Annotated in this window: 8 protein-coding genes; 3 read left to right on the top strand and 5 right to left on the bottom strand. The window is 52.5% G+C overall.

Annotation, left to right across the window (positions count from 1 at the left end; genetic code table 11):
• The 5 genes from INT22_RS17165 to csiR form a co-directional block, all read right to left on the bottom strand.
• Nucleotides 1-912: aspartate aminotransferase family protein (locus tag INT22_RS17165; protein WP_226912852.1), on the bottom strand; the 912-nt coding region annotated here is incomplete at its 3' end.
• A 231-nt stretch (nucleotides 913-1,143) separates the two neighbouring features.
• Nucleotides 1,144-1,947, bottom strand: a complete 804-nt coding sequence (locus tag INT22_RS17170) for an EAL domain-containing protein (protein WP_193068638.1) — start codon at nucleotides 1,945-1,947, stop codon at nucleotides 1,144-1,146.
• Between the two features lie 239 nt (nucleotides 1,948-2,186).
• Nucleotides 2,187-3,401, bottom strand: a complete 1,215-nt coding sequence (locus INT22_RS17175) for a CaiB/BaiF CoA transferase family protein (protein WP_193068639.1) — start codon at nucleotides 3,399-3,401, stop codon at nucleotides 2,187-2,189.
• A 22-nt stretch (nucleotides 3,402-3,423) separates the two neighbouring features.
• On the bottom strand, nucleotides 3,424-4,602 hold the full coding sequence (locus INT22_RS17180) for an acyl-CoA dehydrogenase (protein ID WP_083001338.1): 1,179 nt from the start codon (nucleotides 4,600-4,602) through the stop codon (nucleotides 3,424-3,426).
• Nucleotides 4,603-4,685: 83 nt separating this feature from the next.
• The gene (gene csiR / locus INT22_RS17185) at nucleotides 4,686-5,375 is read right to left on the bottom strand and encodes a DNA-binding transcriptional regulator CsiR (RefSeq protein WP_089039091.1); all 690 of its coding nucleotides are present in this window, start codon (nucleotides 5,373-5,375) and stop codon (nucleotides 4,686-4,688) included.
• A gap of 262 nt (nucleotides 5,376-5,637) precedes the next feature.
• On the opposite strand from csiR, the gene INT22_RS17190 reads away from it, so the two are divergent.
• The 3 genes from INT22_RS17190 to INT22_RS17200 form a co-directional block, all read left to right on the top strand.
• Nucleotides 5,638-6,597, top strand: coding sequence for a TAXI family TRAP transporter solute-binding subunit (locus INT22_RS17190; protein WP_089039090.1), 960 nt, complete (start codon nucleotides 5,638-5,640; stop codon nucleotides 6,595-6,597).
• Nucleotides 6,598-6,641: 44 nt separating this feature from the next.
• Nucleotides 6,642-7,154 carry a DUF1850 domain-containing protein gene (locus tag INT22_RS17195; RefSeq protein ID WP_089039089.1) on the top strand — a complete coding sequence of 171 codons (513 nt, stop codon included), beginning with the start codon at nucleotides 6,642-6,644 and terminating at the stop codon, nucleotides 7,152-7,154.
• A gap of 33 nt (nucleotides 7,155-7,187) precedes the next feature.
• Nucleotides 7,188-9,198: TRAP transporter permease (locus INT22_RS17200; RefSeq protein ID WP_193068640.1), on the top strand; the 2,011-nt coding region annotated here is incomplete at its 3' end.

A 9,198-nucleotide genomic window follows, 5' to 3' on the forward strand; every position in this document is an offset into this window, starting at 1 on the left:
GCAGGCGGTAGGGCTGCCGGTATAGGTGCCGCCCAGAGAGTTGGGGCCTGAGGCGTCCATGACCTTGTCGGTGCCGACAATCGCAGAGATTGGCATACCGTCAGCCATACTTTTCGCCATGGTCATGATGTCCGGCTCAACGCCGCTGTGTTCAATGGCGAACATTTTGCCGGTTCGGCCAAAGCCAGACTGCACTTCGTCGATGATCATCAGCATGCCATGCTCATCGCAAATTTCGCGGATCTTCTCCAGGAAACTTTTAGATGCAGGATAGAAGCCGCCTTCGCCAAGCACCGGCTCCAAGACAATCGCGGCGGTGTCTTTTGGGTTGGCGTCGGTTTTCAGGGTCATTTTCAGACCACGAAGGGCTTCGTCTTCGCTGACGCCGTGGTAGGGCACCGGATAAGGCGCGCGGAAGACCGTGCCTGGCATCGGGCCAAAATCGGTTTGATAGGGAGCTACTTTGCCGTTCATGGCCATGGTGTAGAACGTTCGGCCGTGATAACCACCGTCAAAACAAATGACGTTAGAGCGGCCGGTGGCAGCGCGGGCAATTTTAACGGCATTTTCCAACGCTTCTGCACCGGAGTTAGCCAGCATTACTTTGGCGTGGCCGCGAACCGGTACGAGGTGGCTAAGTTTTTCAGCAACTTTTACATAGCCTTCATAAGGCATCACTGTTTGGCAGGTGTGCATGAGCTTATCCAGCTGGGCTTTCACCGCAGCAACCACTTTAGGATGGCGATGCCCTACGTTCAAAACGCCAATACCGCCCGCGAAGTCGATAAAGCGGTTGCCGTCGGCGTCCCAGATCTCAGCATTCTCAGCGCGATCTGCAAAAGCAGTGGCGGGGCTGGCGGCGCCCGCTGCGACATACTTCTGCTTCAGTTCGTTTAGCTCGGCGTTGCTCATGGCTCAACTCCTTTGGGTGTTGGATGGTGCCTGTGAGAAATGTGCAGTGTCACTGTTTATGTGACAGGTTCGGTCGTCATTGTTTCAAATTCGTTATATAGAGGGGTAATGGGTAGTAGGTGACAGACAGCAAGTGACAGACAGTCGTTAAAAGACGCTGATTAAAAGATAGTAGTTAATGGGGAGTAGTTAAAAGACAATCGGTAATAGTCAGTAGGTAACAGGTCTGCATCAGTAGCTTGATGCTTCTAAGCCTGCGCACACCTCTTCTCTTAAGTCTAATAATTGTGAGGTTAGGTCTGGGCCTAAGGAATTAATAGCCGGCTTGGCGTAGAAAAAGCCTTGTTGACGAACAATGCCCGCCCGCGCTAGCCATAATGCTTCTTCGCGTGTTTCTACTACTTCGGCAATGAGCGTCATGTTCAACTCTTTAGCTAGCAAAATGATGGAGTTGAGCAGCGCTTGGCGACGCGTATCATGGTCACAGTTCATCACCAGCTCGCGGTCGATTTTGAGTTTGTCCGGTGTTAGGTCAGTCAACAGATCTAGGTTGGCATAGCCATTGCCAAAGTCATCAAGGGCTGTTTTAAAGCCCATCTCGCGATAGGCTTCGATGATATTGCGCAGGTGCTGGCGGTCACGTACGCGTTCGGTTTCAGTGATTTCAAAAATTAGCCGCTCCATTGGCCATCCAACGCGTCGAGAAATATCAAGCGTTGCTTGAATGCAGGCTTCCGGTTCGTAGACAGCATTGGGTAAAAAGTTGATTGATAACGCCGTTGGCATATTCAAAGCGCTTGCCATCTCAATCGCTTTAACGCGACAAGCTTGATCAAACCGATACAGTAGGCCGTCAGTCACCTGAGAGATAACGCTCCAGGCAGATTCGCCATTAATCCCTCTGACAAGCGCCTCATGTGTCACCACGCGAGCAAGTGACACGTCTACAATCGGTTGAAAGGCCATAGTGAAATCAAAAGGAAGGTCCCCCTCGCATCGTTTGCAGCTACCGTCTACCCGTGCGCAGTGACCCATGAAATCCCCCTATAGCAGTGCGCCAAGTTACTCGCTGGCCAATTTACGTTAGCCATTGCCGGTTAATTTAAAATTTTTTTTAACTATCTAATCATAGACGAAGTCAGTTTAGTCGCTTGTGAGCTTTTCGTATAGGTTTTGTATAGAAATTGACAGGTGCGCCGAACCGACAAAAAAGCGCCCAGGCGGGCGCTAAGATGAATCGTTAAGTAGATATGAAAAAGGGAGAATAACGAGCGTTAAATAATGCCAGCTTGTTGCAGTGCGTGGCGCTGTTCGCTGGTAATGCCAAGCTCGTCAAGCACCTGCTGTGTGTGCTCACCCAGTGAGGGTGGGGGAGTCTGGGCGCTGATAGACTCGCCGTTGATACGGATAGGATTTGCGACTAAATCGACGTGACCGGCTTGGCTGTGGGGAAGCGTTTGCTTCAAGCCACGTGCTTTGACATGGGGATCGTCGAAGACGCGATCCAAGGTGTTGATTGGCCCGCTAGGCACACTGGCGGCTTCAAAGGCAGCCAGCCATTCATCAGTTTTCTGCGTTAGTAATACGGCTTCCAGTAGAGGAGCCAATACAGTGCGGTACTGCACCCGTGCGCCGTTGGTGGCGAACCTTGGGTCCAGCGGCAACGTTGGCTGATCGATCACTTGGCAGAAACGCTTAAACTGCTCGTCATTACCGACGGCAACAATCATATGGCCATCGGCAGTGGCAAATGCTTGGTAGGGAACGATATTGGGATGTGCATTCCCCAGCCGCTGAGGTACTTGACCGGAGGTTAAGTAGTTGAGCGCCTGGTTCGCCAGTACGCCCACCTGCACGTCCATCAACGCCATATCAATATGACATCCAACGTTGCTATCGCGGCGCTGGTAAAGCGCTGCCAGAACGGCATTGGCGGCATATAGGCCGGTGAAAATATCGGTAAAGGCAACGCCGATTTTGACGGGGCCACCGCCGGGCTCATGATCAGGCTTGCCAGTCAGGCTCATAATGCCGCCCATTGCCTGAATCATGAAGTCGTAACCGGCGCGGTGTGCGTAAGGGCTTTCCTGGCCAAAGCCGGTGATTGAACAGTAGATAAGCCGAGGATTCAGTGCCTTCAGGCTCTCATAGTCCAGACCGTACTTTTTCAAACCGCCCACTTTGAAGTTTTCAAGTAACACATCGGAGGTGGCGACGAGCTGCTTAATCAATGCCTGGCCTTCAGGCTTGGCCATATCGACGGTGACCGAGCGCTTGCCTCGGTTGGCGCAGAGGTAGTAGGCCGACTCTGAACTGCCAGAGAGCCATGGAGGGCCCCAGTGGCGAGTATCATCTCCGCTGACGGGGCGCTCTACCTTGATCACATCAGCCCCCATGTCTGCGAGCATTTGCCCGCACCACGGGCCAGCCAGTACACGTGAAATATCGAGTACTTTGATGCCTGCTAGTGGCTTGGCTGCTGTGCTCATTAGGTGCCTCACTTGTCGCTATTTAGAAAAATGCCTGAATACCGGTCTGGGCACGACCCAAGATTAAGGCGTGTACATCGTGAGTGCCTTCGTAGGTGTTTACTGATTCCAAGTTCACCATATGGCGAATAACGCCGTACTCATCGGAAACGCCGTTGCCGCCGTGCATGTCGCGAGACTGGCGAGCGATATCCAGCGCTTTACCGCAGTTATTGCGTTTGATGAGTGAGACCATCTCCGGTGCCCAATTGCCGCTATCCATCAGGCGACCTACCTGTAGCGCTGCCTGTAAGCCCAGGGTGATCTCGGTTTGCATGTCTGCGAGTTTCTTCTGGATCAACTGATTTGCAGCCAGCGGGCGGCCAAACTGTTTGCGGTCTAAGGTGTATTGGCGTGCGGCATGCCAACAGAACTCGGCGGTGCCCATAACGCCCCAGGCAATGCCATAACGCGCTTTATTCAAGCAACCGAAGGGACCTTTTAAACCGCTAACGTTAGGCAATAGGTTTTCTTCAGGGACAAAGGCATTGTCCAGTACGATTTCACCGGTGATGGAGGCGCGAAGTGACACTTTGCCTTCAATTTTGGGTGTGCTGAAGCCTTCGGTACCGCGCTCAACAATAAAGCCTTTGATTTGATTGTCGTGGGCGGCGGACTTTGCCCAAACCACCGCAATATCGGCAATCGGGCTGTTGGTAATCCACATTTTTGCACCGGTTAAGCGGTAGCCGCCGTCAACTTTTTCTGCTCGAGTGATCATTGAACCAGGATCTGAGCCATGGTCAGGTTCGGTTAAACCAAAACAGCCGACCATTTCTCCGCTGGCGAGCTTAGGTAAATATTTATGCTTCTGCTCTTCAGAGCCATAGGCTTCAATCGGATACATCACCAGTGATGACTGTACGCTCATGGCTGAGCGGTAGCCTGAATCAACGCGCTCTACTTCGCGGGCAATGAGTCCGTAGGCCACATGATTCACGCCTGAGCCGCCATATTCCGGGGCGACGGTTGCACCCAGCAGGCCAAGCTCACCCATCTCGCTCATGATCTCACGATCAAAGCGCTCTTCACGAAAAGCACTCAGCACGCGTGGCTGCAGGTTTTCCTGGCAGTAGTCGTGAGCTGCATCACGAATTTGGCGCTCTTCATCGGTGAGTTGGTGTTCGAGCAGCAGCGGGTCGTCCCAGTTGAAACGGGTCATGGCGTGAACTCCTACGTAGTCATTTTGATACGATCCAATGTATCGTCGTTTTATTGAAATATCTACATTTTAAAATAAACAATTTAATTGATCCCTCGTTCCTCGAGAACACGGGTAATAATCGGGACCGGTGTCATTAAGTGATCACGCATGAGGTTGGCCGCTTGCTCTGTATCACGAGCCAGGATGACGTCTACCAAGGCGGCATGCTCTTGTCTTTTGATTTCAAGTGCCTGGGGGGACATCACCGTTTCCTGCAACCACAGGTGGCGGTAGCGTTCTACCTGATCAAACAGCGTGTCGCGCATCTGTAACAGGTGTGGCGAGTTGCAGCCGCTAGCAATGGCGGTATGAAATGCCTTATGGCGCAAATCCCAGCCATCAAGCAGCTCATCGGGGGAGCTGACCTCGGTCACTTTAGCTAGCCGATGAGCGGTGGCGAGGACGTTGGCTTCCCAGTCGTCGTCGCCGCGCTCAATGGCCAGGCGCAAAATCAAGCCTTCTAACTGAGCGCGTGCGTCGTAAATATCGTTCAGCTCGGCCAGCGACATGGGGGCAACGCGATAGCCACGTTGGCTAATCGCAATCACCAAGCGGTCGGCAACTAATTGGGAAAGCGCTTCGCGTAGAGGGCCGGTACTGGCGCCGTAATACTCCTTGAGGCGGCTCATTAAAAGCTTCTCTTCAGGCGCATAACGGCCGCGAATGATGTCGTGCTTCAGGGCGCGATAGGCACTGATGGCTAGGTTCGGGCGCGGCGCATCGTGCTCCATGATATCTCCTTAGGCCAACGTTGGACGTGGCGATCTGCATTAACTAATCGCTATTATCAATAAATTCTAGACATTTAGCACAGGTAACGACATTTATACGGATGCCATCGGCGAATAGCGTTGCATTAGCATCTCACGCTAAAGCCGTGCTAACGTCATTGCACCGCGTTTGCTTGCCGTTTACGGTAACCAGAGGCTGGGACTTCACACCTCCTTATCGTCAACCATACTTATAAGTCCAAACAGGACGGAGGAAGCGCTTATGCGAACTCTAAAATATACAGTGGCAGCATCCTTGTTGGCTGTTGCACTTCCAGCCAGTGCGCAACAGCTTTCAATCGCGACCGGCGGTACCGGCGGGGTTTATTATCCGATCGGCGGTGGCTTCGCTGAAATGATTAATAACCATATTGAAGGCGCTCAGGCGACTGCTGAGGTTACTGGTGCCTCAGTTGAAAATATGGGGCTGATTATGCGTGGCGACGCCGATTTGGCGCTAGCGCTGGCAGACACGGTTTATCAGGCTTATAACGGCAGCGGCGACTTTGACGGTCGTCAGATTGAAAATACCCGTGCTCTGGCCTCTGTTTACCCGAATGCGGTGCAGTTGGTAACACTGGCTGAGTCGGATATCGAGACCATTGCTGACCTGGCCGGGAAGCGTGTTTCCGTGGGTGCACCAGGCAGTGGCACCGAGCTAAATGCGCGTGCCGTTTTGGAAGCCAACGGCATTAGTTATGAAGATTTTACCCCTCAGCGGCTTAATTTTAACGAAACCGCAGATGCCATTCGTGATGGTGATATCGACGCCGGTTTCTGGAGCGTTGGTCCTCCCACCAGTTCTATTCTTAACCTTGCCGCTACCCGTGATATCCGCTTAATTGGCCTCTCCGATGAAGAAGTTGCCAATGCACAGGAAGCGGAGGCAGTGTTCGCCCCCTACGAGCTGGCAGCGGGTATGTATGACGGTATGGACGAGTCTGTTCAGACTATCGGTGTTCCTAACGTCTTGGTGGTGAATTCTGATATGGACGAAGAGCTTGCTTACCAACTGACTCAGCTACTGTTTGAAAACACCGATGAGCTGATTGCTGTTCACCCGGCCGCCAACGACACCACCATTGAGTTCACCATGAACTCTACGCCTGTGCCGTTGCACCCGGGGGCAATTCGCTACTTTGAAGAAGTAGGAGCGGATATTCCTGATCGTCTGCGCCCTTAACGGTTAAAGGGTCTTGCCATAGACATTGCCATAAGGATATTGCCATGCAGTGGCAACAACGACTGATGGCGCTACTTTTTGCATGTCTACCGCTCACCGAAGTGGGGGCTTCCCCCGCTTCGGTGAATGCGTCTATGCGTTTAGCTGTAGTGACTGAACAAGGCGATGTTCTAGTGGATGCGCTGGTGCCTTCAGAAGGCCGCTGGTGTATCCAGTGGCGACACTCTGTTGAGCACTTTACGGTACTGGATTGTTATCGTAATGCGGCAGGCGTTATGCAACTTGAGCGTAGTCATCAACCAGACTTTGCCGCAGGGCTTGGTCATATCTTTGGCCGTGGGGAACAAGTCTCAGATGGTGAGGGCGGTTATTGGATTAATGCTATTAATGAGCCCGTAGCAAATAACCGTTATGCATTAAGAGTCGGTTCTCCTGCCGTCAATCACCAAGTGGTGTGGCCGAATGGTGAGCATTCACCGGTGAGTTTAAGTGAGTACGCAGCCGGGCAACGTGTGATTATCCAATTATTATCACCTAGCACCGCTCCGCGTGAATAAAAACGATAGTAGTTAACGCTTCCGAGGACGTTCATGAACGAATCCACTCCACCGCCGGTTGTGATGCCCGGCGCGAATGCGATGCAGCCCCGCATGGTTCTGTGGTGTATCACCGTGGTTGCGGTGGGGCTTTCACTCTTCCAGCTCTATTCTGCTGGTATCCAGCCCCTTGGGCTTTTCTATCAGCGCAGTATTCACTTAGCGTTGATTATGTTGCTGGCATTTTTGATGTTTCCTGTGTTTGGGCCAACGCGCAAACGTGGAGTGCTGGGGTGGGGCATTGATCTAATTTTCTTCGCTGGGGCTTTGACTACCGGTGGCTATCTGGTGCTCTTTTTAGATGAGATTATCAATCGAGCCGGCTTCTGGAGTGACACCGATATTTTAGTGGCCTGTATTGCGACGGTTACCGTGTTGGAAGCAAGCCGTCGAGCCGTTGGGTTTGGCATGACGGTGATCGGCCTGCTTGCCATTATCTACGCATTTGCAGGACCTAGGGGTGAACTGCCATGGCTAGGCGAATGGATGCCCGGCATTTTAGAGCATCGTGGCTATACCTTGGAGCGCGTCGCAGGGCAGCTCTATTTAGGACAAGAAGGCATCTTTGGTTTGCCTTTGGGAGTTGCGGCGACCTACATCTTTATATTCGTACTCTTTGGTGCCTTTTTGGAAAGCACTGGCGCTGGCAAGTTTTTTATTGATATGGCCTATGCTGCCACTGGCCGCCAGCGGGGCGGCCCTGCGAAAGCTGCCGTGCTGGCTTCAGCCGGTATGGGCTCTATTTCGGGTAGTGCGATTGCCAACGTGGTGACCACCGGGGCATTTACCATTCCGCTGATGAAAAAGCTGGGCTATCAGCCAAAGCAGGCGGGAGGAATAGAAGCAGCCGCCTCTACCGGTGGGCAAATTATGCCGCCTTTAATGGGGGCGGGGGCATTTTTAATTGCGGAATATACCAATACGCCCTATTTGGAAATCGTTAAAGTCAGCATTCTTCCAGCGATTATGTACTTTGCAACGGTGTATCTATTTGTCCATATCATTGCATTGAAGCAGGGAATGCAGGGATTGGCGAAAAGTGAGCTTCCGCAAATGCGCCAAGTCATGAAAGATGGCTGGCACTTCCTGCTTCCTCTAGCGGTGCTAGTGTGGCTGCTTGCGATGAGTATGTCGCCAATGCGCGTGGGGTATTACGCCGTCGTCACCATCATCGCTGTGGCGGTTCTTCGCTATGCGCTTTGGTACTTCTTTATTGCTCCCAAGCAAGGTCAGCCGGTAACCATGAGCCGTACCAAAGGCGTGGTGTGGGCGGGGCTAGTTAAGTTGGTTCAGGGATTGGAGCTGGGTGCGCGGAATGCCGTTGCGGTTTCTATGGCTTGTGCCGTGGCGGGGATTATTGTCGGCGTTGTGGGCCTGACAGGGCTAGGATTGAAGTTTTCCTCAATGATGCTGGCTTTTTCTGGCGGCAACCTAGTGTTGGCGTTGGTGATGGTGTTGCTGGCAAGCTTGATTTTGGGGATGGGGCTGCCAGTTACCGCGAGCTATATTGTCTTGATTGTGCTGGTGGGCCCAGCGTTGACCGCTGAATTTGGAGTGCCGCTACTGATTGCTCACTTAGTGGTGTTCTGGTACTCCCAAGACTCCAATGTGACACCGCCGATTGCCCTGGCCGGTTTTGCGGGGGCAGCAATTGCAGGCAGTAAACCCATGGAGACTGGCTTCCAAGCTTGGAAATTTGCCAAAGGTCTCTATTTAATTCCGCTATTTATGGTGTTTAATCCAGAAATCATTGTTGGTGGCCCCGTGCCAGTGGTGGTTTGGAATGCGCTGATTGCTATTCTGGCGCTGTGTGCATTTGCTGCCGCGCTTGAAGGTTATCTGTTTACCAAAATGTCTTGGTTACCGCGTTTGGCGATTGGCGCTGCTATTTTCGGGGTTTTCTACCCAAATCTACTAACGGAAATTGCTGGCGTGGTGGTGATGATTGCCGCGATTGGTGCCAACTGGTTTGCCAGCAAGCGAGAACGTCTGCCGATGGACGGCT

The sequence above is a fragment of the Halomonas sp. 3D7M genome (genome assembly GCF_014897885.1).
GTDB lineage: Bacteria > Pseudomonadota > Gammaproteobacteria > Pseudomonadales > Halomonadaceae > Vreelandella.